Below are 24,229 nucleotides of genomic sequence, written 5' to 3'. Positions count from 1 at the left end.
GACGTGGACGGGGAGGACGTGGAACCGGTGGGAGCGATGGGACGGCTGGTGCGGGCGGGCCTCGGTGGCGTGGCGCTGCCCGGGCTGCGCCGGCTGCGCGTACCCCGGTGGGGCCGCCGGACCGGCGCGGACCGCGACCCGGTCACCTCGCTCCGGTGGGAGGTGGTGACCGTCGATCGGCCGCCCGAGCAGGTGCTTCCGGCCGGTCGGTGGCCGGAGCCCTTGCGCCGCCTGGACGGCGCGGTCGAGGTGCGGGTGCGCCCCGCGCCCGGCGATCGGGGCACCGAGCTGGCCGCCCGACCGGTGGCCGGTGCCAGCCCGCCGGTCGGGCTGGCCGCGCACCTGGTCGGCGACGACCCTCATCTGCTGGTCCGCCGGGTCCTGCGCCAGATCAAGCAGCGGGCGGAGACCGGCGAGGTGCTGCGCGCCGACCGGTCCGCGCTCGACCGCCCCGAGGTCCGCGGGTGAGGGCGCTGTGCTGGGTGGCCACCGATGAGGTGGCGGTACGCGAGGTGCCCGACCCGGAGCTGCGCAACGAGCGGGACGTCATCGTCCGGGTCCGCCGCAGCGCCACATCCGGCGGGGACCTGCCGCTGCTGGCCGGCCGGAACCCGCTGCTGCGGGCCGGTGACGTGCTCGGGGCGGAGTTCCTGGGCGAGGTGGTCGAGGTCGGTCCCGGCGTGCGCCGGCACCGCACCGGCGATCGGGTGGTCGTCGGCGCGAGCGTCGCCTGCGGCGGCTGCTGGTACTGCCGCCACGGCCTGCACTCCTGCTGCGACAACGCCCATGCCGACCCGGCGAGCGCCGACCCCGGCTGGGGACACTCGGACGCCGGCTCCTTCGGCCGTCCCCGCGCGGCGGGCGGATTCGCGGGCGGGCACGCCGAGTACGTGCGGGTGCCGTACGCCGACGTGGGCGCGTTCCGGGTGCCGGACGCGGTCGACGACGACCGGGCGGTGTTCGCCGCCGACGCGGCGCCGACCGGGTGGCTGGCCGCCGAGTTGGGTGCCGTGCGTCCCGGCGATGTGGTGGCGATCTGGGGCGCGGGGGCGGTGGGTCAGTTGACCGCTCGGGCGGCGGTGCTGCGCGGAGCCGCCCGGGTGCTGGTCGTCGACCGGTACGAGGAGCGGTTACGGATGGCCGAGCGGCACGTCGGCGCGGAGCCGCTTGACTACCGTCGCACCGACGTCGCGGCGGAGTTGCGCGAGCGCAGCGGTGGGCGGGGGCCGGACGTCTGCGTGGTGGCGGTCGGCGCGCCGCCGCCCGAGCGGCTCGGCGGCCGTGCCGACCGGCCGGACGCGACACGCGAGGCCGTGTACGCGTGCCGCAAGGGCGGTGTGGTGGTGCTGCTGGGCGGGACGGACGGGTTCGTCGACGCGTTCGGCCTGGGCGCGGTGACCGAGCGACGGCTGACGCTGCGCGGGGCCGGTCGGCCGGACCTGCGGGACGTGCCGATGCTGCTGGACCGGATGGCCCGCGGCGAGCTGCGCACCGAACACCTGGCCACCCACCGGTTGCCGTTGGCGCGCGGCCCCGAGGGGTACGCGCTGTTCCGGGACCGGGCCGACGGCTGTGTACGAGCCGTGTTCACACCCTGACGCCCTCGTGCGCTGCCGTCGGGGACCGTGAATGGCACACTCTCAGAATGGCTGGGGAGCGGACGTACGACGTGGTGTTGTTCGGGGCGACCGGGTTCACCGGTGGCCTGACCGCCGACTACCTGGCCCGACACGCCCCGGCCGGACTGCGGTGGGCGCTGGCCGGCCGCAACCCGGACCGCCTCGCCGCCGTGCGGGACCGGCTCGCGGCGGTCGACCCGACACTGGCCGACCTGCCGCTGCTCACGGCCGACGTGACCGACAACGACTCGCTGCGGGCCGTGGCGGAGAGCGCCCGGGTGGTCGCCAGCACGGTCGGCCCGTACGTCCACCACGGCGAGCCGCTGGTCGCGGCGTGCGCGGCGGCCGGCACCGACTATCTGGACATCACCGGCGAGCCGGAGTTCGTCGACCTCATGTACGTGCGCCACCACGCCGAGGCGACCCGCACCGGCGCGCGGCTGGTGCACGCCTGCGGGTTCGACTCCATCCCGCACGACCTGGGCGTCTGGTTCACGGTCAAGCAGCTCCCCGCCGACGCCCCGATCACCGTGGACGGTTACGTCCGCGCCGGTGGCCGGTTCTCCGCCGGCACCTACCATTCGGCGCTCACCGCGTTCTCCCGTAGCGGGCAGGCCAGTCAGGCCGCCCGGGAGCGCCGGGCGGTCGAGCCGCGCCCCACCGACCGCCGGGTCCGCGCGGTGCCCGGCCGGCTGGCCCGCTCCGCCGAGCTGGGCATCTGGACCGTGCCGCTGCCGACCATCGATCCGCAGGTGGTCCGCCGGTCGGCGGCGGCCCGTCCGGAGTACGGCCCGGACTTCCGGTACCGGCACTTCGCCGCCGTGAAGCGGCTGCCCACCGTGCTGGCCGGCGCGGTCGGGCTCGGCGCCCTGGTCGGGCTGGTGAAGCTGCCGCCCAGCCGACGGTGGCTGCTCGGCCGGCTCGCCTCCGGGCAGGGACCCACGCCCGAGCAACGGGCGGCGTCCTGGTTCCGGGTCCGGTTCGTCGGCACCGGCGGCGGGCAGCGGGTGGTCACCGAGGTGGCCGGCGGCGACCCGGGGTACGACGAGACGGCGAAGATGCTCGCCGAGTCGGCGCTCTGCCTGGCGCTCGACGAGCTGCCGCCGACCGCCGGCCAGCTCACCCCCGTCGCCGCGATGGGTGACGCGCTGCTGGACCGGCTGATCCGGGCCGGGCTCACCTTCCGGGTGCTGGAACCCTCGGCTTGACCCTCGACCGGGTCGAGGGGGCAGGATGCCCGACGTGAGTGACCTGCACAGCATCGGCGAGTTGGCCCGGGCCAGCGGCCTGACCGTCAGCGCGCTGCGCTTCTACGACTCGGCGGGGGTGCTGGAGCCGGCCCTGGTGGACCCGGTGACCGGCTACCGCTGGTACACCGACGAGCAGATCACGCCGGCCCGGTTGGTGGCCGGGCTGCGCCGGATCGGGATGCCGGTCCCGGAGATCGCCGCCGCGGTCCGCGCCCAGCCGGCGGCCGTGCACCAGTTGCTCGACACGCACCTGCGCCGGTTGGCCGACGGGCTCACCGACGCCCGCCGTGAGGCCGCCCGACTCCGCGCGCTTGTCGACCCGGCCCAGCCGGCCACCACCACGCTGCTGTTCTCCCCCACCGACCTGGCCGCCGCGCTCGACGCGGTGCGCTTCGCCGTCGGCGTCGACCCGGAGCTGCCGATGCTCTCCGGTGTCCTGCTGGACGTGGAGCCGGACGGCGTCCGGCTCGTCGCCACCGACCGGTACCGGTTGGCGCTCGCCCGCGCCACGGCCGACGTCGACGGCCCCCGGGCGCGGGTGTTCGTGCCGGTCGCCCTCGTCGATGACCTCCGGCCGCTGCTCGACGCCACCGACGCCGGACCGGTGTGGCTGACCGTGGCCGGCGCGGAGCTGCGGGTGCTGGTGGCCGGCCGGACGTTGACCGGCACCGCCCTGCCGTACGACTTCCCGGACTACCGCAGGCTGCTGCGCAAGGCCGTCGGCGAGCGGCCCACCGCGCGCCGGGTCCCGGTGGACGTGGCGGCGTTGCGCGCCGCGCTGGCCGACCCGGCGGCCCCGACGGTCGCCCGCGACCACGACGGCACGACCCGGGCGGTCACCGTGCTCGGCGTCGACGACCAGGGCGCGCTGCGGCTGCTGGCCGCCGCCGAACTGGGCACCGACGCGCTGCGGGTCGGGGTGGACGGCGGCTACCTGCTGGACGCGTTGACCGCGGCCGGCGCGGCGCAACTCGTGTTGGAGCTGGACGGACCGATCGCCCCGCTGGCCGTGCGCCGCACGGACGACGCGGACACCTATTCGGTGTTGATGCCGATCCGGCTCTGAGTCGGTGGCCCGCACTCCCCGTTCCGGGAGGAAAAGCCCGCGACGGTAGCATCTGGTGGTTCACCTGTGAACCCCGGACGGAGGCGTACGGAGCAGCATGCTCGACATGGAGTTGATCCGGAAGGATCGCGAGGCGGTGGCGACCGCGCTGGCGAAGCGTCTGGATCCCGCCGAGGTCACTCGGGCGCTGGACGAGATCCAGCGGCTCGACCAGGAACGCCGCGCCCTGATCACGGAGATCGATGCCGAGCGGCAACGCCGCAAGGCGGAGGCCCGGGCGTACGCGCAGGCGAAGCGGGCCGGCGAGGAGCCGCAGGCCGCCGCGCCGGAGGCCGAGCGTCGACAGCTCGCCGAGCTGGAGTCCCAGCTGGACGACGTGCAGTCGCGGCTGCGTACGGCGATGAGTGAGCTGCCCAATCTGCCGGCCGACGACGTGGTGGCCGGTGGCAAGGAAGCCAACCAGGTCGTGAAGACCTTCGGCGAGCCGCCGGTGATCGACAAGGTCCGCGACCACGTGGAGTTGAGCCGCGCGCTGGGCCTGGTCGACTACGAGCGTGGGGTCAAGCTCGGCGGCTCCGGCTTCTGGATCTACACGGGCATCGGCGCCCGGCTGGAGTGGGCGCTGCTCAACTACTTCATCGACCAGCACGTCCGGGCCGGCTACGAGTTCCTGCTCCCGCCGCACCTGCTACTCGACTCGGCCGGCTTCGCCGCCGGGCAGTTCCCGAAGTTCTACGACGACGTCTACCACCTCGACGCCGAGTCCGCCCCGCGCGGGCAGTTCCTGCTGCCCACCTCGGAGACGGCGATCCTCGGCGCGTACCAGGACGAGATCCTGGAGACCCCGAAGCTGCCGCTGAAGGCCTTCGCGTACACGCCGTGCTACCGGCGGGAGTCGGCCGGCTCGCACTCGGACGAGCGCGGCACGGTGCGCGGGCACCAGTTCAACAAGGTGGAGATCTTCCAGTTCACCCTGCCGGAGCAGGCCGACGCGGCCCTGGAGGAGATGCTCGCCCACGCGGAGAGCCTGGTCGAGGGCTTGGGCCTGCACTACCAGCGCACGCTGCTCTCGGCCGGTGACGCCAGCGCGTCGATGAAGAAGACCCTCGACATCGAGGTGTGGATGCCGAGCACCGGCAAGTACAAGGAGGTGTCGTCGGTCTCCTGGGCCGGTGACTACCAGGCTCGGCGGGCGGCCATCCGCTACCGCGAGCCGGGCGGCAAGCAGACGCGCTTCGTGCACACCCTCAACGGCTCGGCCCTGGCCACGAGCCGGCTCTTCCCGGCCATCCTGGAGCAGAACCAGCAGCCCGACGGCAGTGTCCTGATCCCCAAGGTCCTCCAAGACCGCCTGGGCACCGACCGCCTAACCCCCTAGCCCCACCCCAACCCACCCCACCCCGACCCGTCCCCGACCCCGCTCACGTCGCCGATCTTGCAGTTTCTGTCGCCGAAACGTGGTGTTCCGCGGTTTTTGTCGCGACAGAAACCGCAAGATCGCGGGGGTGGGGGCGGCGGGGGTGGGGGCGGCGGGCCAGGGTGGCCAGCAGCAGGAGTGTGGCCAGTGTGGCCAGCAGCGGCGCTGGGCCGACGGCGTCAAGGGCATCGGCCAGGGTGCGCTGGACCTCGGCGGCCACCCGGATCACCGGGTCCCGCAGGGCGTCGCGGCGGCCGGCGGACAGGCGTAGCTCGTACCAGCCGTACCAGGCGACGTAGCCGCCGGCGAGCAGCAGCACCAGGCCGCTGAGACGGGGCACCAGCGCGCCGGCGACGCGCAGCCGGGCCACCAGCCCGTCGCGTAGCAGCGCCACAGCGAGCGCGGCGACCGCGACCACCAGGCCCATCCCGAGGGCGTACGCGCCGAACAGCGCCAGCCCCTGACCGGTCGAGCCGGCCTGGAGGCTGGTCACCACGATGGCCAGGAACGGCGCGATGGCGCAGCCGAGCGACGCCAGCGCGTACGCCGCGCCGAACAGCGCCATCGACGGCCACGTGCGGGTGAGCCGGGGCGCTCGGGCCGACCAGCCGGGGGCGGGCAGCCGCCGGCCGGCGAGCAGCCAACAGCCGGCCGTCACCAGCAGCACGCCGAGCACCACGGTCAGCCACGGCAGCCGGGGCCGCAGCCAGCCGGCCAGCGGCGCGAGCGCCAGGCCGAACGCGCCGAACACCAGCACGTACCCCAGGGTCAGCCCGGCCGCCGCGGTGAGCGCGCGGCCGACCGCGCCGCGGGCGTCCGACGCCCCGGCGACCAACAGCGAGAGGTACGCGGGCAGCAACGCGAAGCCGCACGGGTTGACGGCGCCGAGCATGCCGGCGGTCAGCGCGAGCAGCAGGGCGGCGGTCACGCCCCGGCCAGGGCGGCGACCCGGGCGGCGAGCGCCTCACCGTCCAGGAAGCCCTGGTGGACGACCCGGCCGTTCCGGTCGATGATCACGAAGATGCTCTGCTCGGTCACCCTGAACCGCTTCCAGAGCGCGCCCTTGCGGTCCTCGATCTGCGGCGTCCCGGCGAGGTCGAACTCGGTGACGAACTCCTTCATCGCGCGTTGCTCGCCGAGGCCGGCGACGCCGATGATCGGCACGGTTTCCCGGTAGCGGGGCGCGATCTCGGCGACCGTCCAGGCCTGGCTGGCGCAGGTGGCGCACCACGGCGCCCAGAACCACAGCACCACGGGCTTGCCGGCGAGCTGCGCCGCGTCGAACGCCGCCCCGGTGAGGGTGGTGCCGGTGAAGCGCAGCGCGTCCGGGACCGCTGCCGGGGCCGTGCTCGGCGATCCGGTCGCGGTGGCGTTGGCGGCTGGCGGGGCACCTGTGGTGGCCGGCGCGGCGACCGCCGCGGGCGGGGCGGCCGTACCGGTGCAGGAGACCACGCCGAGCAGTGCGGTGGCCAGCGCCACGGCGGCGCCGGCCCGCCGGCCCACACCGATCCGGGACCGTCGCCCCCGAGCGTGCCAGCTGCGCATCCGTGTCTCCGTTCCACAGTTGTCCGGGAGGTGCCCTTTCCCTACTCGGCCTTGGCGAGGCGGAGAGCCAGCTCGGGGCACACCTTGACCGCCTTCAACGCACCCTCCCGCAGCCAGGTCGGCACGGGGGTGGGCGGGAAGGCGGGATATCCGTTCGCGTCGAGCCGGATGAAGTCCGGTACGACGTGCGCGCACAGGCCGTGCCCGTCGCAGCGCGACCAGTCCAGGGTGAGCTTCTGCGGGTTCGCGTCGGGTGCGCCGGGCAGCCCCATCACACCCTTGACGCGTCGACCACAGCCGTCACCGGTGCTGTGCAGCCGCAGGTCCTCGGCGAAGACCTCGATCGCGGAGAGCGCGAACCGGGCGGTGCCGTCCGGGTGACTGCACGCGCCCCGACCCTTCACCTCGCCGGCGGCGGCCCGCACCACCTCGGCCGGCTGACTGCCGGCCACAGCCAGGTCCACCGCGCGGGCCAGGTCCGGCAGGCCCATCTTGCACGGTCCGCACTGGCCGGCGGACTCCCCGGCGAGGTAGCGCACCACCTGGGCGGCCTCTCCGAGTGGGCAGGTGTCGACGCCGAGCGGGATGATGATGCCCGCGCCGAGCGTGCCGCCCACCGCCGCCAGCCCCTTGCGGGACACCTCGGCCGTTTCCGCCGCCTCCGGGGTGATCCATTTGCCGTGGTAGCCGCCCATCAGGATGCCCTGAATCTCCGGTACCTCGCACAGGTCGAGGACGTCGCGCAGCGGCATGCCGGCGGTGCACTCCACCACCGCCGGTCGGCCCGCCGCGCCGGTCACGGTGAGCAGCACGGTGCCCGGCTCGTCGTCGGTGCCGAGGGCCGCGTACTCGTACGGGCCGAGGCGGGCGCCGACGGCCAGCTGGGCGTACGTCTCGGCGTTGGACAGCAGGGTGGGCAGGCCACTGACCCCGGAGTCGCTGGAGCGCTTCTTGGTGCCGGGCGGGATGTGCGGCAGCCCGTTGATCCCGTTGACCAGCGCGCCGCCCTCGCCGGAGATGAACCGGTGCGGCACGGTGACGATCGTGGTCAGCACCGGCATCCGGCGCTCTTCGAGGGCCTCCATCAGCGAGTCCCGACCGACCCCGTCGTCGGCGACACCGATGACGATCTCGTCGGCGTCCAGCGCGTACGCGGCGAGCGCCGCGCCGTCCAGGATCAGGTGCGGGGCGCGGGTCAGCAGCACCTTGTCCTTCCAGCTGGCCGGCTCCCCCTCGCTGGCGTTGACGACCACGACGGCGGCGAGGTCCTGCCGTTCGCAGGACTCCAGGACGGCGCGCAGCTTGCGGGCGAACGGGAAACCCGCCCCGCCCTTGCCCTTGAGCTGCATGCCCTCGGCGAGCCGGAGCAGTTGCGCCGGTTCCATCGGGCCGATCGGGCCGTGCACCTCCTCGTGCGCGGCCAGGTCGAGCCGGCCGTACTCGGCGAAGCCGGCGGTGAGCCGGGGCTCGCCCACGCAGGCGACCGGTGGCACCGCGGTGCGCATCACTTCGCCTCACCCCGCAGCCCAGCCCAGTACGCCCCGTCCACCGCGTCCGCGCTGGCCTTGCGGCGCTTGGCGGACCGGCCCTCGCCGGCTGCCCGCCGAGCCCGCCGGGACGCCAGGTCGACAAGGGTCGGGGTGTCGTCGACGGGCGGCGCGACCTCGTCCGGCACGTACCGGGCCGGCGGACGCCAGTAGTCCGGCTCCTCCGGCACGTCGTCCTCGACGCTGTGCCGGCCGCTGCCGCTGCGCGGCGTCGCCGAGATGGGGCTGGCCGAGATCGGGCCGGCGGAGATCGGCTCGACGGAGACCGGGCCGGCGGAGATCGGCTCGGCGGCCTGCCACCGGCGCGGGCTGTCCCACGGCTCCTCCGGCTCGACCGTCGGCCGTGGCGGTGCCGAGTACCGGGTGCCGTCGTCCTCGTCGCGGGACCGGCGGTTGGACCGTTCGGCGGCCGGCTCCTCGACGCGTCGCCGTCCGGTCGGCACCGCCTCGTCCCGGGTACGCGAGCCGCGCCGCCGGGTCACCGGCTCGACCTCCTCGTCGTCGCGTCCACGGGTCACGGTCTCCTCGACGCTGCGCCGCGACCGGCGGGTCGCGGGCTCCACCTCGTCCCGCCGGCCGCGCGAGGGCCGTTCGGTGTCGCGGCCAGCCGCCGGCTCTTCCACCCGCCGGCGACGGCTGGGCCGGGTCGGCTCGACGAGGGAACCGGGTTCGGGCACCACCGGGACGGTGAACCGGTCCGGGTCGCGGCGCGCGGCCGGCGCGGCCCACGTCGCGGTGGTGGTGTCCGCCCAGCCGGGACGCGTGTCGGCGTCGGCGTTCTTGCGTCGGGTCAGCCCGGCCAGCAGCTTCCGGCCCGTGTTCGTCTCCTTGGCCCGCCCGGCCAGCACCGCGTTGCGCACCGCGGCCTGGTGCTGTTCGCGGCTGCGCCGGCCGATGGTGACCGAGAGCCGGACCAGCAGGGCCAGCACCACCAGCAGGATGCAGCCCAGGTAGCTGAACACCACCCAGGGCGCCGCGGCCCGACCGGCGTTGAGGCCGTGCAGCACGGCGAACGGCCAGGCCAGGTACGCGGTGGAGTGCAGCGTGCGCCACAGCCACTTGGGACCGACGCCAGCGAAGCGGGCCCGGATGATGCCGGTCCAGATCACGCTGACCATCAGCAGGGCGGCCACGGTGCCGAGCCCGACGTAGAGCCCCCGGCCGCCGACGAACGGCACCAGCGCGTCGGTCGCGGCGGCCCGCCCAGTGGCGATCTTGGTGAGGACGTGGAAACCGAGCCCGGCCACGCCCAGTACGCCGGTGGCCCGGTGCGCCGACTGCATCAGCACCCGGTGCGAGATGCGCAGCACCAGCCGGTCGGTGGCGAGCAGCCCGAGCATCACGGTGAGGCTCAACGTCACCAGGGAGATCACCCCGGCGAAGAACTCGGTGAAGAAGAAGCCGTACGCGTACGCCTTCTGTCCGGCGCCCGTCAGCATGACCGCCGCCCACAGTGCGGCGAGCACCGACGCGATCAGCATGGTGGCTGCCGACCGGGACGGTGTGCGTACCCCCCGACTGCTGGCGCTGGTCCGGACGGTGGCCGCCTTCTGGTTCTGCTGTGCCCGGGCCATGTGCTCCTCGATCGTCTCGCGGCGGCGTACCACCGGCCGACCCCTGCTCCCCCATCCAGTACGGACCGGCGGGGCGCGCGGATCATCCGTTAGGAAAAATTTCTGGGCCGGGATCGAACCGAGTGGCGTCGACGTGCGTTGCCGTCCACCTCGGAGCGGGGTCGAGACCTTCGGTCGGCGGGTATCACCGAACCGGGGGCCTCGAACCGTCCGCCACCTTAGAGTGGTTTAGTGCTGTTTGACGGAAAGTCCCCGTATCGCCGCCGTGGCCCCTGGGTGGCCGCCGCCATCGCCGTGCCGGCCCTGCTGGTGGCCGCGCTGCTGGTGGGTCAGGCCCTGACCCCCGGCACGACAGCACCCGACCGACGGATCGCGGCCGACCCGACGCCGAGCATCGTCGAGCAGAGCGCCGAGGAGTCGATTCCCCCGGCCGCGCCCGCCCCGGCGGGGCTGCCGGTGGTCGACTACGACCCGGCGCCCGGGGGCTTCCCCACGGATCCGGCCACCATGGACACCACGCCGCTGACCGAGGGTGCGCACCCGACCAGGCGGATCACCGCGTACGACGCGCCCGGCGGCCGTCCGCGAGCCTTCCTCGAACCAACGATCAGCGGCGTCGACCTCACCATGCCGATCGCCGACCGGCGCTCCGGCTGGATTGCCGTCCTGTTGCCCTCGGCCAATCGGCGGCTCGCCTGGCTGCCTCCCGGCGGGTTCGACACCGTGGCGTTGCGCGACCAGATCGTGGTGGAACGCAAGGTCCACCGGCTCACCTGGTACCGGGCCGGCACGGCGGTGCGCTCCTGGGAGATCAGCCTCGGCCAGTCGGGGCAGGACACTCCGCTCGGGCGGACCTTCGTCCTGGGCCGGACCCCGCCGCCCGAGGAGGTCTACGGCGGGGTGGACATCTACGCCCTCGGCTCGGTGCCCGACGACCCCGAGTCGGTGCCGGCCGGGCTGCGGGGTGCCCACATCGGGGTGCACACCTGGCACAACGACGACGAGTTGGGCGAGAACACCACGAACGGCTGTATCCGGTTGACCCGCAGTGGTCAGCGGGAGCTGCTCGCCGAGGTCCGCCCCGGCAGCAGCGTGGTGGTCGTCGACAAGCTGCCCACCCCGCCCCCGACCGCCTGACCGGCGGGCGTCACTCGCCGAGCAGCCAACCGTTCTGCTCGGCGACCCGGATCGCCTCGGCCCGGTTGCGGGCACCGGTCTTGCCGATCGCCGCCGAGAGGTGGTTGCGTACCGTCCCCTCGGACAGGTGCAGCGCCCCGGCCAGGTCGGCGACCGTGCCACCCCCGCGGGCGGTCCGCAGCACCTCGGTCTCCCGGTCGGTCAGCGGGCTCACCCCGGCGGCCAGGGTCTCGGCGGCCAGCGTGGGGTCGACCACCCGCAGGCCGGCGTGCACCCGACGGACCGCGTCGGCGAGTTGCCGGGCCGGGGTGTCCTTGACGACGAAGCCGCTCGCACCCGCCTCCATCGCCCGACGCAGGTAGCCGGGCCGACCGAAGGTGGTCACCACCAGCACCCGGCAGGTCGGCAGCGCGGTCCGTAACGCGGCGGCGGCGGCGATCCCGTCCAGGCCGGGCATCTCCACGTCCAGCAGGGCGACGTCGGGGTTGCTGCGGCGGGCTGTCGGCACCACCTCGTCGCCCCGGCCGACCTCGGCCACCACGCTCAGGTCCTCCTCCAGCGAGAGCAGCGCGGCCAGCGCGCCGCGGACCAGTGCCTGGTCGTCGGCGAGCAGCAGCCGGATCGGGTTGGACCGGCCCAGGCCGGAGGCACTCACCGGGCCTCCGCCGGGGCGTGCACCCGCAGCAGGAAGCCACTCCCGTCGGGCCGGCGGCCGACGCTCACCACGGCGTCCAACTCCCGCGCCCGCTCACGCAGGCCGACGAGCCCGTGCCCGTTGGCGTCGGGAGTGGACGGACCCCGACCGTCGTCGCTCACCTCGACCCCGTCCGGGTGTACCCGGACCGTGCAGCACCGCGCCCCGCTGTGCCGGACCACGTTCGTCACCCCTTCCCGTACCGCCCACCCGAACAACCGGTCCCACCCGTCCGGCAGCACCGGCACCTCGGCCGGCAGATCCGCCGCGATGCCCGCCGCGGCCAGCGCGGAGCGGGCGCCGGCCAGCTCCGCGGCGAGGGTGACCTCGCGGTACGCCCCGACGGTCTGCCGCACGTCGGACAGCGCCGCGCGGGCCAGCGCCTCCACCTCGGCGATCTCGGTGGCGGCGCGGTCGCGGTCCACCTGGATGAGCCGGCCCGCCAACTCCGCTTTGATCGCCACCACGGTCAACGAGTGCCCGAGGATGTCGTGCAGGTCGCGGGCGGCACGGGCCCGCTCCTCGGCGACCGCGAGCCGGCCGATCTCCTGTTGGGCGGCCCGGAGTTCGCTGTTGCGCTGGGCCAGCTGGGACACCCCGAACATCGCGAACGAGGCGAGCAGCACCGCGAAGACGATGCCGCTCTCGGCCTGCCAGCCCGGCACCAGCCAGGACGTCAGCACGGGGGTCACGGCGCAGAGCAGTACGACTGCCAACGCCTCCCGGGGCGGCAGCAGGAACACGCTCGCCGCCGCCACGTAGACGAGGGTCGCCAACCAGTCGCCACCGGTGCCCGGCATGCTGGCCAGGCCCACCGCGAGCAGCAGCACCAGCCCGGCCCGCGCCCGACCCGCCGGGATCGGTCGCAGGGTCTGGCGCTGCTTGCGGGCCCACTGGAACAGCAGCACGTAACCGATGCCGAAGGCGACCAGGGCCACCACCCCGACGACCCGCCGCCACAGCTCCGGCTGGTGCAACGCGGTGGCGAGCGGCACGTTGAGGAAGAACAGCCACACGGCCGCCAGCAGCCAGCCGGTGAACCGCCAGTGGCGGTTCACCGGCCAGGGCTGCCCGGTCGAGAGGTCCATCGGGTCCACGCTAGCGCCTGCTTCATCAGGGCGGTCGAGCCGAGGCGGAGTCCGGGCGGCGATCCGGCAAGGCACGGTTTCGTTCGGATACCGGTGTTGTATCTGGACGAAACCGCAACGCCGCCGGTCGTCGTCCGGGCCCGCCGTAGGCCGGCCAGTTCTGATGAAGCAGGCGCTGACCGTCGGGGTGGTCAGACCCGCGCGGTGTCCCGGCGGAACAGCCGGGCCGCACCGACACCGAAGACCAACGCCCAGCCGACGAGGTTGACCACCGCCGCCACGCTCACCCCGTCGCCGGTCAGGGGGGCACGGGCCAGCACACCCATGCCGTACACCGGGGTGAACTTCGCGACCTGCTGGAGCACCTCCGGCAGCACCTCGACCGGGACGAACAGCCCGCCGAACATGGCCAGCACGGCCAGGATCGGGCCGATGAACTGCATGACGTTCTCGGCCGGCACCAGGTAGCCGATGAACAGGCCGAACGCGGCGAAGACCAGCGAGCCGAGCCAGGCGGCGAGCCCGGACAACAGCCAGACGTACGCGGGGATGCGTACACCGGCCGCCGCGCCCACCAGGAACTCGACGGCCACGGCGAGCAGGCCGAGGGTCATCGCGGTGACCAGTTTCGTCGCCACGTACGCGGTCGGGCGCAACGGGGTGAGCCGCAGCTGACGGCTCCAGCCCAGTGCCCGCTCGGTGGCGACCGCGCCGCCCGCGCTGGTGGTCGCCACCATGGCCGCGTACACGGCCAGGCTGATCATGACGTACGCCGTGACCGGGCGGCCGTTGTCCAGCGACTGCCCGCCCTGCGGCAGGCCGAAGATGAGGAAGAAGACGCCCGGCATGATCAGCGTGAAGGCGAGGGTGCGGCGGTTACGCAGCACCCGGCGCAGCTCGATGCGAAGGACGCCCGGGGCGAAACCGCCCAGGGCGGGCAGCCGACGGTCCGGCTCGACGGCACGGGTGGGGGTGGGGGTGACGGTCGTCATCTCAGGCTCCGGGGTGCGCGGTGGTCAGGGCGAGGAAGGCGTCCTCGAGGTTGCGGGAGGTGATCTCCACGTCCCGGGCGTCGGTCCGGGTGAGCAGGTGCCGGGCGATCGCGTCCGAGTCGCCGGTGCGCACCAGCACGCTGTCGCCGCGTACCTCCACGGCGTCCACGCCGGGCAGCGCGGCCAGCGCGGCCTGGTCGGCACCGGGCAGGGTGGCCCGGACCGTGCGGCCGGCGGCCAGGTTCTTGATCTCCGCGGTGGTGCCGTCGGCCACGATGCGCCCCTGTCGGACCAGCACGATCCGGTCGGCGTACGCGTCGGCCTCGTCCAGGTAGTGGGTGGCGAAGATGACGGTCCGGCCGGCCCGCGCGTCGCGGCGCAGGGCCTGCCAGAAGTCCCGCCGGCCCTCGACGTCCATGCCGGTGGTCGGCTCGTCGAGCACCATCAGATCCGGGTCGGGCAACAGCGCCAGCGCGAAACGCAACCGCTGCTGCTGGCCGCCGGAGCACCGCCCGACGACCCGCCCGGCGATGTCGGCGATACCGGCCCGCTCCAACACCTCGGCGCTCGGGCGGGTGTGCCGGTAGAAGTGCGCGCTCATCTCGACCGTCTCGCCGACGGTGAGGTCCTTGAGCAGCCCGCCGGTCTGGAGCACGGCGGCGACCCGACCCCGGGCCACCGCGTCGTCCGGGGTGCCGCCGAGGATCCGGACGCTGCCCTCGTCCGGGCGGGCCAGACCGAGCAGCATGTCGATGGTGGTGGTCTTGCCCGCCCCGTTGGGGCCGAGGAACGCCACCACCTCGCCGGGCTGCACCCGCAGGCTCAGCCCGTCGACCGCGGTGACCGCGCCGAAGGTCTTGGTGAGGCCGTTCAACTCGACGGCCGGATGCGTACTGGTCATGGCACTCATGCTCCGGCGGCGCGGACCTCGAGGCCCGGAGCGGTCGTCACGTTCCGACCGTGACATTTGTCAGGGCCGGGGCGGCACACAGAGTGACCTCCGCGCGAGCGGGCACCACGGCGGGCGTGATGCCTCTGAGTCATCAATATGCCCCTGTGTCATCACGCCCTCTGCCATGTCCGCCCCGCACAGGGCACGGCGAGGCCCGCGCAGGGCACGACGAGGCGAGCGCCGGCGGAGGAATTCCCGGCGCGGCAGCGGGTAACCGCCGGGCCGGACGCCGCGACACCGGGAGGATGCGATGGGCTCCATGCCGCAGGGCCAGGTCGACACGATCGTGCTGATCCACGGACTCTGGATGACCCCCCGTAGCTGGCAGGGGTGGGTCGAGCGGTACACCAGGCGCGGCATGCACGTCATCGCCCCGGCCTGGCCGGGGATGGACCGATCCGTGGAGCAGTTGCGCGACGACCCCAGCCCGATCGCCGAGCAGAGCATGGCCACGATCGTCGCGCACTACGACAAGATCATCCGAGCGCTGCCCCGACCGCCGATCATCATGGGCCACTCGTTCGGCGGACTGTTCGCCCAGGTCCTCGCCGACCGGGGGCTCGGCTCAGCGGTGGTGGGGGTGCACCCGGCGGCGGTGAAGGGGGTGCTCAAGGTGCCGCTGAGCCAACTGCGCTCCGGCTTCCCGATCCTGCGCAGCCCCGCCAACCGGAGCAAGGCCGTCCCGTTCACCCCGGACGACTTCGCCTACACCTTCGGCAACGTGATGAGCCGCGAGGACTCCGACCGGGCGTATCAGCGCTATGCCGTCCCCGGTGCCGGCCGGGTGTTCTTCGAGGGCGCCTTCGCCAACGTCGACCCGCGCTCGCCGGCCCGGGTCGACACCACACGCGACAACCGCCCACCCCTGCTGCTGCTGGCCGGCGGGGCCGACCACGTGGTGCCGGCGTCAGTGGTCCGGGCCAACGCGGCGCTCTACCAGAAGTCCCGGGCGCTCACCGCCTACCAGGAGTTTCCCGGCCGATCACACTTCACCGTCGGGCAGGACGGCTGGGAGGAGGTCGCCGACTACGCGTTGGACTGGGCGCTGCGAGCGGCGGCCCTGCCGCGGGAGGCGACAATCGCCAGCGAGAGTCCCCGCCGCTGACCCGCCCATCAGGCGCAGTCCCGGGGCAAGACGCTGGGGTGGGCGGCGTCGCGTGTCCGGCTCAGTCGGGTCTGGCATGAGCGGGCCCGACTGGGGTATCTCGGTGGGATGAGGGCCAGTTTCCGACTTGGTCGGATCGCGGGAGTGCCGGTCGGAGTCAACTGGAGCGTTCTGGTCATCTTCGCGTTGATCGCGTGGGGTCTGGCCGCCAATCAGTTCCCCCGCTCGTACCCCGATCGCTCGTCCGTGGCGTACACCCTCGCCGGGCTGGCCGCGGCGGTGGTCTTCTTCGTCGGCCTGCTCGCCCACGAGGTGTCGCACGCGGTGGTGGCCAAGCGCAACGGGCTGGAGGTCGACGGCATCACGCTGTGGCTGTTCGGCGGCGTGGCCGAGCTGCGGGGCGAGCCGCGCGACCCGGGCGCGGAGCTGCGCATCGCGGGGGTCGGCCCCCTGGTCAGCCTGCTGCTCGGGGCATTCTTCGGCGCGATCGCCGCGCTGCTCGCGCTGTCCGGGCAGGACGGACTGCTCTTCGGGGCGGTGGCGTGGCTGGCCGGCATCAACGTGCTGCTGGCCATCTTCAACGTGCTGCCGGCCGCGCCCCTGGACGGCGGCCGGTTGCTGCGCGCCGCGGTGTGGAAGGCCACCGGTGACCGGACCAGAGCGTCGGTGGTCGCCGCGCGGGCGGGCTGGGTGCTGGGCGTCCTGTTGATCGGCCTGGGGCTGTGGCAGTTCCTGTCCGGAGTCGGCTTCGGCGGGCTCTGGCTGGCCCTGATCGGCTGGTTCCTGATCGGTGCCGCCGGGACCGAGGAACGGCAGGCCCGCACCGGCAGCGCCCTACGCGGGGTCCGGGTGGGTGACGTCATGACGCCGCACCCGCAGACCGCCTCGGCGGAGATGACGGTCGCCGACTTCGTCGACCACTACCTGTTCGCGTACCGGCATTCGGCGCTGCCCCTCACCGAGGAGGGCCGGCCGATCGGCCTGGTCACCGTCGACCGGGTACGCGGCGTGCCGGCCGAGCGGCGGGCGTCGACCACGCTTGCCGAGGTGGCCTGCCGGGCCGACCAGTTGGTCCTCGCGCAGCCCGGCGAGCAGCTCAACGACCTGCTCCCCCGGCTCAGCGAGTGCGCCGACGGCCGCGCCCTGGTGGTGAGCGAAGACGGCCGCCTAACCGGAATCGTCTCCCCCAGCGACATCAGCCGAGCCGTCCAACGCAGCACCCTGCGCACCCCGGCTACCCCGCGGTGATCATGGGTCAGCGGGGGAAGTGGTGGTCTAGGAGGGCCGTGCGGAACTTGCCGGTTGGGTCCAGGTGGGGCAGCAGGGCCGCGAAGTCGGCATGGCGGGGGTAGCGGGCCGCCAGCTCCGTCGGGTCGGTGACGAAGACCTTGCCCCAGTGTGGGCGCGGCGCGAACGGTGCCAGGCGCTCCTCCACGGCGGCCACCACCGGCAGTACGGCCGCGGTGTCGTCGATCCAGGTGAAGTGCACGACGAAGCTGTCCCGCTGGTGGTTCGGGCTGAGCCACAGCTCGTCGGCCGCCACGGTCCGCAGTTCGCAGACCAGCAGCACCGGTGCGATCAGGTGCGCGACCTCGTCCAGCGCGGCGAGCGCGTCGGCCGCCGCCGTACGCGGCACGTGGTACTCGGACTGCAACTCGTCGCCGCTGCTCGGGGTGAAGCCGAGCTTGAAGTGCGGCAGCCGCTCGTGCCACGGACCCGGTTCGCCGAGCTGCGGGGTGCAGTTCTCCGGTGGCATGCCGAGCACCGGGTGCCGTGGCTCGGTGGCGGCTGTGGTGCCGAGCCAGTCCGCCGGCGGCGGCGACTGGTCGGCCGCCTGCTTGCGCCACACCTCACGCAGCCGAGGCGTACGCCAGTCGGTGAAGACACTCACGCTGTACGCCGAGCCGAGCGCCTCGTCCAACGCCTCCCGGTCGAGGTCGAGTGACACGTACTGGCGCAGCTCGAAGGCCGGCACCACGTCCAGGGTGACCCTGGTGACCAGGCCGAGCGCGCCGAGACCGACCACCATGCCGGCGAACGTGTCCGGGTCGGTCTCGCGGCCGACCCGCAGCAGGTCACCGTCGGCGGTGACCAACTCCAGACCGGCGACCGCGGTGGCCAGGTTGCCGTGCGCCTGACCGGAACCGTGGGTGGCGGTGGCCACCGCGCCGGCCACCGAGATGTGTGGCAACGAGGCGAGGTTGGCCAGCGCGTACCCCTGGGTGTGCAGGTGTCGGGCGAGGTCGCCGTAGCGCATCGCGCCGCTCACGGTGACCTGCCCGCGCTCGCGGTCCAGCTCGACGACCGGGGGCAGGCCGGCGAGGGTGACCAGGTCGCCGTCGGTGTCGCCGAGGCGGTTGAAGGAGTGCCCGCTGCCCACCGCCCGGATCCGGGTGCTGCCGGCGACCAGGCGGCGCAGGTCGTCGGTGGAGGTCGGCCGGTGGAACGCCCGCGCGGCGTACCGCACGTTGCCGGCCCAGTTGCGGCGCGGAACGTCGGCCGCGGTGGCCGGAGTGGCGTGCGGTCCGTGCGCGATCATGTTGCGGTCTCCCGATCGGTGGACGGGTGGTCGGCCAGCGCGGCGACGAGGGCGTCCAGAACCGTATCCGTCTGGAACGTGTGGTAGCCACGCTGGGCGATCGGCAGACCGGCCGCGCCGGCGCGTTCGATCTCACCCCGGGCGGCCTGCCGGGTCGGCGCGTCCCCGGACAGCAGGGCGTCCTGGCCGCGTCGGATCAACCGGTCGACCCGGTCCATCTGGTAGCCGCGTAGGCCCACCGGGAGGTCCGGGTCGGCGAAGGCCGCTCGGCGCAGCGCCAGCAGGTCGACGAAACGGTCACCGGCATATTGGGTGAGCGCGGCGGACACCTGGTCGGGCTGCTCGCGGACCTGGTCGAGGACGAGCACCTCGATGGCGGGGCGGCCGTCGAGGGGGTGGCGGGCGGTCACCGGCTCCAGCGGCACGCCCGAAACGGGCACCAGCAGCAGTCGCGGCGGTTTCCGGTAGCCGTCGCGGCGGGGCGGCTCGTCGAGCACCAACGTGTCGACCTCGGCCCACGGGATGTCCCGGCGCAGGCCGGGTCGTCGGATGCTGAGCCCGTCGGGGCCGATCCCGAATCGGAACGGCCGCAGCGCGCTGGCCAGCGCCACGACGCCGAGCGCGACGGCGCCGCCCGCGATGATCGTCCGTAGCAGGGCGCCGTCGCTGGGATAGACCAGGAGCAGCACCCCTCCGAGTACGCACACCAGAGCGAGCGCACGGGCCCCCCGATTCCGGCGCAGTTCCACGCTCGGACCCCCGTTCATGACCGTGGCGTCGGTTCCAGCATCTTCCGCCAAACCACCCACCGGGGACACCGGTCGATCGGGCACGGTTGTTCTCGTCATCGCCGGGGAACCCTACGCCCATGAGCAGCTACCGTGATCCGGCCCCACGGGGCGATGTGTATCCCTCCGAGGAGGAGCTGGACCCGACCGGCAGCGGCGTCGAGCAGGCCAGCGCCCCGTCGGCCAGCGGGTTGCCCAGCCATCCGGCGCCCACGCCCGGTCCCCGGCCCACCCCGGCGCCCGCGCCGGCCCCGACGCCGGTGCCGGCACCCGGTCCGGCGCCGCGTGCGCCCGGTGCCGGGCCACAGTCGATCGTGACCCGGCACCTGGACGGCTCGGTGGAGGTGGTCACCGACCTGGACGGCGACGGCGTCGCCGATGTCGTCCAGATCGATGTGGACGGCGACGGGATTCCCGACATCACCTATGTGGACAGTGATCGGGACGGACGGCTGGACACCGTGCTGAGGGACGCGGACGTGTCCGGGACGGGCGTGGGCGCCCATCGCCGCGCCTGAACCGCGAGCGGCATCCCCACGGCGACCCGTTGGCTCAGAGCTTCGCCATCACCTCGTTGGCGACGAGTTCGAGGTGCGCCAGGTCGCCGAGGTCCAGCACCTGGAGGTAGAGCCGCTCGCTGCCGATCTCCGCGTACCGGCCGATGGTGTCCAGCACCTCGCTGGGCGTCCCGGCCAGGCCGTTGGCCCGCAGCTCGTCCGGTTCGCGGCCGATCGCGGCGGCCCGACGCGCCACCTCGGCGTCGTCGCGCCCGCAGCAGAGCACCAGCGCGTTGGACCAGACCAGCTCGGCCGGGTCCCGGCCGATCTCCGCGCACGCCGCGCGGACCCGGTCGAACTGTGCCGCCGTGTCCGGCACCGAGGCGAACGGCAGGTTGAACTCGTCGGCGTAGCGGGCGGCCAGCGCGGGGGTGCGCTTCGGTCCCATCCCGCCGAGCAGGATCGGCGGGCGCGGCTGCTGCACGGGCTTCGGCAGCGCGGGTGAGTCCCGGACCGGGTAGTACCTGCCGGCGTACTCGTACCGCTCCCCCGGCGGTGTGGACCACAGCCCGGTGATCACCGCGAGCTGCTCCTCCAGCCGGTCGAACCGCTCGGCCAGTGGCGGGAACGGAATGCCGTACGCGGTGTGCTCCTCGGCGTACCAGCCGGTGCCGATGCCCAACTCCACGCGACCGCCGCTCATCTGGTCGACCTGCGCCACGGTGATCGCCAGCGGGCCGGGCAACCGGAAGGTGGCCGCGGTCATCAACGTGCCGAGCCGGATCCGACTGGTGTCCCGGGCCAGGCCGGCCAGCGTGGTCCACGCGTCGGTGGGGCCGGGGGCCCCGGTGCCGTCACCCATCCTGAGGTAGTGGTCGGACCGGAAGAACGCGCCGTAGCCGGCGTCCTCGGCGCAGCGGGCGACAGCGAGCAGTTGGTCGTAGCTGGCGCCCTGCTGGGGTTCGGTGAAGATCCGCAGTTCCATGATCCGAGCATAGGTCCCCCGCTCGGACCCGGTCGGTGGTCGCACCGACCGGGTCCTCAGCCGCGGACTCAGACGTACGGCGGGGTGGAGTAGGCCGCCCGCAGCGCGGCCAACCCGGTCGCCTTCGGCGTCAGCGTGCCCCACCCGGAGTTGAAGTAGTTGGTCCGCGCGATCAACGGCCCACGCTCGGCGTTGAGCTGGGCGACGGCCGCTGGCACGGTGGCGATCCAGGCGGCCTGGTTGGGGATCTCGGCCACCCGCACCCCCCACTCGGCGATGAGCACCGGACGGGACAGCGCCAACGGGCCGAGGTCGGCCACCGCCCAGTCCTTGGTACGGCGGAACCGGGCCAGCGCGGTGTGGCTGGCGTTGGTGCCGTAGACGTTCCACTGGAGGAAGTCCAGCCGGGCCATCAACGATTCGGGGTGGACGCGCTGGAAGCAGGCTCGGTCGAAGCCGGCGATCCCGATCGAGAAGGTCGTACCGCCGGGCAGCGTGCGTGCCTTGAACCAGGTGAGGATGTAGTTGATCGCCTGCACCGCCCGGGCGTCGGACTGCGCCCAGGTGTACCCGACACCGCCCTCGGTGGTGCCGAACTCGTGGTCGGTGTCCAACTCGGACGCGAGTTGGATGTTCACGCCGAAGCCGAGCGTCCGATACTGCGCCAGCGCGCGGGCGAACAACCCGTCACACTGACCGCTGACCACCTGGCCGTACCCGTACGCCTTCGGCCAGTTGGTGCCGGGACGCTGCTGGATGGTCATCGACGGCGCGGGCACGGTGTAGGTGGTGCCGTCCACGGTGAAGGTCTGCGGGCCGTCCGGGGCGCCGTAGTGCTTCAGCTCCAGGACCATGTTCATCTGGATCCCCTCCCGGCCCAGCGTGATCAGCCAGGGCCGGTTGTAGCCGGGGAAGATGTAGCCGTCGGCGAAGCTGCGGTACTGGGTCAGTGAGCGGAAGTTGCCGCCGGCCATGTCGGCGGTCGGGTCGGCACCCCCGGAGAGGTAGTAGCCGCCGAGTACCGGCTGGCCACCCACGGTGTAGTCGGCGCTGGCCGTCGCGGTGTTGCCGGCGGCGTCGCGCACCTGCACGGTGACGCGGGGCATCACGCCACCGCCCGGTAGACGGCGACCGCGCCGTTGTCGGAGACCCGGGTCCAGGTCCGCCCGGAGTTGTCGGTGACGGTCAGGGTGAGCGGGTCGATGACCGCGGTGACCTTGACGGGCGCGCTGCTGTTGCCCTGCGCGTCGGTCACCACGATGGTGACGGTCAGCGGCTTGGTGTCGGCGTCGGAGTAGGTGGCGGTCAGCAGCATCTGGCCGCCGGGCGGGAAGGCCGACGCGTTCAGGCTTGCGGTTACGGTGGGAGCGGCCATGGGGGTGCCTCTCTGAGCTAGATCGCCGGGTCCGGGCGCGCTGGGCGACGCCGGACCGACGGGACGCACACAGGTGCGGAAAGGGAAGGCGGAGCACCGGCCCAGGCGACGCGGCCATGCGGCGGCGTCGGCGGTGATGACGTCCTTGTCCCGGTGAGGACGAACCCGCTGAGGGCGCCCCCAGCGGAGTCGGCACCTGCCCCAACAGTGCTCCGCCGGAGGCCCTACCGTCTTGTCCGTTGCACGACAGGGACCCCCACTGAGCTGCGGAAACGTGAATCGCGGCTGCTGTTTCGGCCGCGACACCCCGAACGGCTCACACCCGCGCGCCGACGTCGCGCCCTGTCCAGCGAGGAACGGCGTCCAGCAGTCGGCGAAGTCAGTGAATGTCAGTCGAGATGGTCGGCGGGGACCGTCTGGAGCAACCACGCCAGCGGCATCCGTGCCCGCTCCTCGTAGGTGCCGTCCCCACCCAACACATGCAGGGTGACGGTCTGCGCGCCATCCCGGTCCACCACCCAGTACCGCGGGATCCCCACCGACGCGTACTCGCGGACCTTCGTCACCGAGTCCATCGCCTCCGACCCCGGCGAAACGATCTCCACCACGAGTACGACATCGTCGACCGCGGCCCAGACGCTGCGGGTCGGCGGCGTCCGCCACACGCTGAGGTCGGGGATGCGACCGCCGTGGCCGTCCGGGCCGGAGATGCGCAGACCGGCCGCCTGGAGCACCTGCTCGGCGGGCCAACCAGCCATGATCAGCCAGGCGAAGAGGCGACTGGCGATCATGGCGTGATCCGAGTCGGGGGGCGGCATGACCGACAGGACCCCCTCGGGGCTGGTCTCGTAACGGTGGCCGTTCGGATCGGCGGCGTTCATCGCCGCCAGGTCGTCGAGCGTCACGATGGCGGGCATGTGCATGCCGACGGCCTCAGCGCTCATGGGCCTCATCCTAATTGACCAGCGGCACCGTGCCCTGGTCGGTTCAGCGACGTCGGCGTGCCGGGTCGAGCAGGGTCGGCGGGTGTCGGACCTCTCGTCTGCTGGGGCGGCGATAGCGTGGTGATCATGGTGGAGTGGGAGCTGCGACCGGCCTCGCTGGCGGACGTCGACGCCGTGGCCGAGTTGCGCGCCGTGGTGCTGCGGGCGGATCTGGAACGGCTCGGGCGGTACGACGAACAGCGCGTACGGCAGCGCCTGCGGGACGGCTTCGTTCCGGCGTACACCCGGGTTGTCGAGGTGGGTGGGGCGTTCGCCGGCTGCGTGGCGCTGCGCCCGGCGGACGACGCCCACTGGTTGGAGCACTTCTACCTCTCCCCGCACGTGCAGGGCAGCGGCCTCGGCACGGCCGTGTTGCGCGACCTGCTGGACCGGTGCGACCGCGACGGCACCCTGGTCCGGCTGAACGTGTTGCGGGGCAGTCCGGCCCGGCGGCTCTACGAGCGGCACGGATTCACGCTGACGGCCGAGGACCCGGTGGACGTGTTCATGGTGCGCGCGCCGCTACCGCAATTGTCAATGTAACGTTGACCGATGACGTCGGAGCTGGCGCAGTTGGCGGACGTCCAGGTCGCCCGCGCCCACCTGGACGAGCGGGAGCTGGACCTGATCGACCGGGCGCGGCACGACGGCGCGACGTGGGCGCAGGTGGCGCAGGCGTTGGGCCTCGGCAGCCGGCAGGCCGCAGAGCAGCGCCGGCAGCGCCTGGTGGTGGCGCGGAGGTCACGGCAGCGGCACCGCGACCTCGGCTACCCGGCACAGATCGCGGCACTGCGCGCCGCCGTGACCGAGCTTGAGCGATGGATCGTGGCGGACCGGCGGTGGAACGCCCGATTTCGTCGAGCGGCGCTCGTGCGCAGCACGGTGGACGCCGCCCTGGACGCCGCCCCGGGGTCGCTGTACGCGCTGGCCCTGCCCCTCGTCGCCGACCTCGCCGAGGCGGGTGACCGGCTGCCGGCACCCGCCCGAGCCGCGGCGGCGGCGCTCGACGCGGCGATGTCAATGCCACATTGACGTAAGCCGCCAACATTGCGCCGACAAGCCTCAAGGCCAAAGGA

The 24,229-nt window shown here is 73.5% G+C and carries 25 protein-coding genes; 11 read left to right on the top strand and 14 right to left on the bottom strand.

The genetic code is table 11. From position 1 onward, the window contains the following. Positions 1-36: 36 nt before the first annotated feature. From AB0A90_RS10385 to serS, 5 genes are all read left to right on the top strand, one after another. The gene (locus AB0A90_RS10385; RefSeq protein ID WP_357245191.1) at positions 37-468 is read left to right on the top strand and encodes a hypothetical protein; all 432 of its coding nucleotides are present in this window, start codon (positions 37-39) and stop codon (positions 466-468) included. Then, positions 465-1,598, top strand: a complete 1,134-nt coding sequence (locus AB0A90_RS10380; protein ID WP_357244809.1) for an alcohol dehydrogenase catalytic domain-containing protein — start codon at positions 465-467, stop codon at positions 1,596-1,598. Before AB0A90_RS10385 ends, AB0A90_RS10380 begins: the two co-directional genes overlap by 4 nt. Before the next feature lie 47 nt (positions 1,599-1,645). After that, positions 1,646-2,827: a saccharopine dehydrogenase NADP-binding domain-containing protein gene (locus tag AB0A90_RS10375; RefSeq protein ID WP_357244807.1), complete on the top strand. Its 1,182-nt coding sequence runs from the start codon at positions 1,646-1,648 to the stop codon at positions 2,825-2,827. A 25-nt stretch (positions 2,828-2,852) separates the two neighbouring features. Further along, complete coding sequence (locus AB0A90_RS10370) at positions 2,853-3,935, top strand: MerR family transcriptional regulator (protein ID WP_357244805.1); 1,083 nt, start codon at positions 2,853-2,855, stop codon at positions 3,933-3,935. A 97-nt stretch (positions 3,936-4,032) separates the two neighbouring features. Continuing rightward, the gene (serS, locus tag AB0A90_RS10365) at positions 4,033-5,313 is read left to right on the top strand and encodes a serine--tRNA ligase (protein WP_357244803.1); all 1,281 of its coding nucleotides are present in this window, start codon (positions 4,033-4,035) and stop codon (positions 5,311-5,313) included. Between the two features lie 43 nt (positions 5,314-5,356). Here the strand turns inward: serS and AB0A90_RS10360 are convergent, their stop codons facing one another. From AB0A90_RS10360 to AB0A90_RS10345, 4 genes are read right to left on the bottom strand one after another with little or no spacing between them, the layout of a single operon-like run. After that, on the bottom strand, positions 5,357-6,280 hold the full coding sequence (locus tag AB0A90_RS10360) for a cytochrome c biogenesis protein CcdA (RefSeq protein WP_357244801.1): 924 nt from the start codon (positions 6,278-6,280) through the stop codon (positions 5,357-5,359). After that, on the bottom strand, positions 6,277-6,897 hold the full coding sequence (locus AB0A90_RS10355) for a redoxin domain-containing protein (RefSeq protein WP_357244799.1): 621 nt from the start codon (positions 6,895-6,897) through the stop codon (positions 6,277-6,279). The genes AB0A90_RS10360 and AB0A90_RS10355 overlap by 4 nt, the downstream gene beginning before the upstream one ends. 41 nt (positions 6,898-6,938) lie before the next feature. Beyond that, a complete protein-coding gene (locus tag AB0A90_RS10350; protein WP_357244797.1) occupies positions 6,939-8,402 on the bottom strand; it encodes an NADH-ubiquinone oxidoreductase-F iron-sulfur binding region domain-containing protein in 1,464 nt (487 codons plus the stop codon). Beyond that, on the bottom strand, positions 8,402-10,051 hold the full coding sequence (locus AB0A90_RS10345; RefSeq protein WP_357244795.1) for a hypothetical protein: 1,650 nt from the start codon (positions 10,049-10,051) through the stop codon (positions 8,402-8,404). Before AB0A90_RS10345 ends, AB0A90_RS10350 begins: the two co-directional genes overlap by 1 nt. A gap of 198 nt (positions 10,052-10,249) precedes the next feature. Here AB0A90_RS10345 and AB0A90_RS10340 point away from each other — a divergent pair, with 198 nt between their 5' ends. Beyond that, entirely contained in the window at positions 10,250-11,155 is a 906-nt protein-coding gene (locus AB0A90_RS10340; RefSeq protein WP_357244793.1) for a L,D-transpeptidase, read from the top strand. Positions 11,156-11,165: 10 nt separating this feature from the next. On the opposite strand, the gene AB0A90_RS10335 is transcribed toward AB0A90_RS10340, so the two are convergent. From AB0A90_RS10335 to AB0A90_RS10320, 4 genes are all read right to left on the bottom strand, one after another. Further along, positions 11,166-11,810, bottom strand: coding sequence for a response regulator transcription factor (locus tag AB0A90_RS10335; RefSeq protein ID WP_357244791.1), 645 nt, complete (start codon positions 11,808-11,810; stop codon positions 11,166-11,168). Continuing rightward, positions 11,807-12,937, bottom strand: coding sequence for a histidine kinase (locus AB0A90_RS10330; protein ID WP_357244789.1), 1,131 nt, complete (start codon positions 12,935-12,937; stop codon positions 11,807-11,809). The genes AB0A90_RS10335 and AB0A90_RS10330 overlap by 4 nt, the downstream gene beginning before the upstream one ends. Before the next feature lie 191 nt (positions 12,938-13,128). Continuing rightward, the gene (locus AB0A90_RS10325; RefSeq protein WP_357244787.1) at positions 13,129-13,929 is read right to left on the bottom strand and encodes an ABC transporter permease; all 801 of its coding nucleotides are present in this window, start codon (positions 13,927-13,929) and stop codon (positions 13,129-13,131) included. Between the two features lies 1 nt (position 13,930). Further along, positions 13,931-14,830 carry an ABC transporter ATP-binding protein gene (locus tag AB0A90_RS10320; protein WP_357244785.1) on the bottom strand — a complete coding sequence of 300 codons (900 nt, stop codon included), beginning with the start codon at positions 14,828-14,830 and terminating at the stop codon, positions 13,931-13,933. 301 nt (positions 14,831-15,131) lie between these two features. On the opposite strand from AB0A90_RS10320, the gene AB0A90_RS10315 reads away from it, so the two are divergent. Together AB0A90_RS10315 and AB0A90_RS10310 are read left to right on the top strand one after the other, a co-directional pair. After that, entirely contained in the window at positions 15,132-15,986 is an 855-nt protein-coding gene (locus AB0A90_RS10315) for an alpha/beta hydrolase (RefSeq protein ID WP_357244784.1), read from the top strand. A 108-nt stretch (positions 15,987-16,094) separates the two neighbouring features. Continuing rightward, positions 16,095-17,234: a site-2 protease family protein gene (locus tag AB0A90_RS10310; protein ID WP_357244781.1), complete on the top strand. Its 1,140-nt coding sequence runs from the start codon at positions 16,095-16,097 to the stop codon at positions 17,232-17,234. Between the two features lie 7 nt (positions 17,235-17,241). Here the strand turns inward: AB0A90_RS10310 and AB0A90_RS10305 are convergent, their stop codons facing one another. Together AB0A90_RS10305 and AB0A90_RS10300 are read right to left on the bottom strand one after the other, a co-directional pair. Continuing rightward, positions 17,242-18,525 carry an FAD-binding protein gene (locus AB0A90_RS10305; protein WP_357244779.1) on the bottom strand — a complete coding sequence of 428 codons (1,284 nt, stop codon included), beginning with the start codon at positions 18,523-18,525 and terminating at the stop codon, positions 17,242-17,244. Next, on the bottom strand, positions 18,522-19,232 hold the full coding sequence (locus tag AB0A90_RS10300; protein ID WP_357244777.1) for a hypothetical protein: 711 nt from the start codon (positions 19,230-19,232) through the stop codon (positions 18,522-18,524). The genes AB0A90_RS10305 and AB0A90_RS10300 overlap by 4 nt, the downstream gene beginning before the upstream one ends. Positions 19,233-19,393: 161 nt before the next feature. Here AB0A90_RS10300 and AB0A90_RS10295 point away from each other — a divergent pair, with 161 nt between their 5' ends. Beyond that, positions 19,394-19,831 (top strand): hypothetical protein, encoded by a 438-nt coding sequence (locus tag AB0A90_RS10295; protein ID WP_357244775.1) that lies wholly within the window; start codon positions 19,394-19,396, stop codon positions 19,829-19,831. A gap of 34 nt (positions 19,832-19,865) precedes the next feature. Here the strand turns inward: AB0A90_RS10295 and AB0A90_RS10290 are convergent, their stop codons facing one another. The 4 genes from AB0A90_RS10290 to AB0A90_RS10275 all read right to left on the bottom strand — a co-directional run bounded on the left by AB0A90_RS10290 (position 19,866) and on the right by AB0A90_RS10275 (position 23,114). Beyond that, positions 19,866-20,795, bottom strand: a complete 930-nt coding sequence (locus AB0A90_RS10290; RefSeq protein ID WP_357244773.1) for an LLM class F420-dependent oxidoreductase — start codon at positions 20,793-20,795, stop codon at positions 19,866-19,868. Positions 20,796-20,863: 68 nt separating this feature from the next. Continuing rightward, positions 20,864-21,901: a hypothetical protein gene (locus tag AB0A90_RS10285; protein WP_357244771.1), complete on the bottom strand. Its 1,038-nt coding sequence runs from the start codon at positions 21,899-21,901 to the stop codon at positions 20,864-20,866. Continuing rightward, positions 21,901-22,170 (bottom strand): hypothetical protein, encoded by a 270-nt coding sequence (locus AB0A90_RS10280; RefSeq protein WP_357244769.1) that lies wholly within the window; start codon positions 22,168-22,170, stop codon positions 21,901-21,903. The genes AB0A90_RS10285 and AB0A90_RS10280 overlap by 1 nt, the downstream gene beginning before the upstream one ends. 389 nt (positions 22,171-22,559) lie before the next feature. After that, positions 22,560-23,114 (bottom strand): Uma2 family endonuclease, encoded by a 555-nt coding sequence (locus tag AB0A90_RS10275; RefSeq protein WP_357244767.1) that lies wholly within the window; start codon positions 23,112-23,114, stop codon positions 22,560-22,562. 126 nt (positions 23,115-23,240) lie between these two features. Between AB0A90_RS10275 and AB0A90_RS10270 the strand changes: the two genes are divergently transcribed. Further along, a complete protein-coding gene (locus AB0A90_RS10270; protein WP_357244766.1) occupies positions 23,241-23,696 on the top strand; it encodes a GNAT family N-acetyltransferase in 456 nt (151 codons plus the stop codon). A 9-nt stretch (positions 23,697-23,705) separates the two neighbouring features. Further along, positions 23,706-24,185: a hypothetical protein gene (locus AB0A90_RS10265; RefSeq protein ID WP_357244764.1), complete on the top strand. Its 480-nt coding sequence runs from the start codon at positions 23,706-23,708 to the stop codon at positions 24,183-24,185. The last annotated feature ends 44 nt before the right edge of the window (positions 24,186-24,229 follow it).

Source organism: Micromonospora sp. NPDC049204 (genome assembly GCF_040647935.1).
Taxonomy (GTDB): Bacteria; Actinomycetota; Actinomycetes; order Mycobacteriales; family Micromonosporaceae; genus Micromonospora.
Note: the sequence above shows the minus strand (reverse complement) of the source record. Positions and strands in the feature narration are given on the sequence as shown.

Excerpts from the sequence above, each read along its gene's own strand:
- AB0A90_RS10385 (WP_357245191.1), top strand. The coding sequence starts at position 37 with ATGGGACGGCTGGTGCGGGCGGGCCTCGGTGGCGTGGCGCTGCCCGGG.
- AB0A90_RS10375 (WP_357244807.1), top strand. The coding sequence starts at position 1,646 with ATGGCTGGGGAGCGGACGTACGACGTGGTGTTGTTCGGGGCGACCGGG.
- AB0A90_RS10370 (WP_357244805.1), top strand. The coding sequence starts at position 2,853 with ATGCCCGACGTGAGTGACCTGCACAGCATCGGCGAGTTGGCCCGGGCC.
- serS (WP_357244803.1), top strand. The coding sequence starts at position 4,033 with ATGCTCGACATGGAGTTGATCCGGAAGGATCGCGAGGCGGTGGCGACC.
- AB0A90_RS10355 (WP_357244799.1), bottom strand. The coding sequence starts at position 6,897 with ATGCGCAGCTGGCACGCTCGGGGGCGACGGTCCCGGATCGGTGTGGGC.
- AB0A90_RS10350 (WP_357244797.1), bottom strand. The coding sequence starts at position 8,402 with ATGCGCACCGCGGTGCCACCGGTCGCCTGCGTGGGCGAGCCCCGGCTC.
- AB0A90_RS10330 (WP_357244789.1), bottom strand. The coding sequence starts at position 12,937 with ATGGACCTCTCGACCGGGCAGCCCTGGCCGGTGAACCGCCACTGGCGG.
- AB0A90_RS10325 (WP_357244787.1), bottom strand. The coding sequence starts at position 13,929 with ATGACGACCGTCACCCCCACCCCCACCCGTGCCGTCGAGCCGGACCGT.
- AB0A90_RS10320 (WP_357244785.1), bottom strand. The coding sequence starts at position 14,830 with ATGACCAGTACGCATCCGGCCGTCGAGTTGAACGGCCTCACCAAGACC.
- AB0A90_RS10315 (WP_357244784.1), top strand. The coding sequence starts at position 15,132 with ATGGGCTCCATGCCGCAGGGCCAGGTCGACACGATCGTGCTGATCCAC.
- AB0A90_RS10310 (WP_357244781.1), top strand. The coding sequence starts at position 16,095 with ATGAGGGCCAGTTTCCGACTTGGTCGGATCGCGGGAGTGCCGGTCGGA.
- AB0A90_RS10305 (WP_357244779.1), bottom strand. The coding sequence starts at position 18,525 with ATGATCGCGCACGGACCGCACGCCACTCCGGCCACCGCGGCCGACGTT.
- AB0A90_RS10295 (WP_357244775.1), top strand. The coding sequence starts at position 19,394 with ATGAGCAGCTACCGTGATCCGGCCCCACGGGGCGATGTGTATCCCTCC.
- AB0A90_RS10290 (WP_357244773.1), bottom strand. The coding sequence starts at position 20,795 with ATGGAACTGCGGATCTTCACCGAACCCCAGCAGGGCGCCAGCTACGAC.
- AB0A90_RS10285 (WP_357244771.1), bottom strand. The coding sequence starts at position 21,901 with ATGCCCCGCGTCACCGTGCAGGTGCGCGACGCCGCCGGCAACACCGCG.
- AB0A90_RS10280 (WP_357244769.1), bottom strand. The coding sequence starts at position 22,170 with ATGGCCGCTCCCACCGTAACCGCAAGCCTGAACGCGTCGGCCTTCCCG.
- AB0A90_RS10275 (WP_357244767.1), bottom strand. The coding sequence starts at position 23,114 with ATGAGCGCTGAGGCCGTCGGCATGCACATGCCCGCCATCGTGACGCTC.
- AB0A90_RS10270 (WP_357244766.1), top strand. The coding sequence starts at position 23,241 with ATGGTGGAGTGGGAGCTGCGACCGGCCTCGCTGGCGGACGTCGACGCC.
- AB0A90_RS10265 (WP_357244764.1), top strand. The coding sequence starts at position 23,706 with ATGACGTCGGAGCTGGCGCAGTTGGCGGACGTCCAGGTCGCCCGCGCC.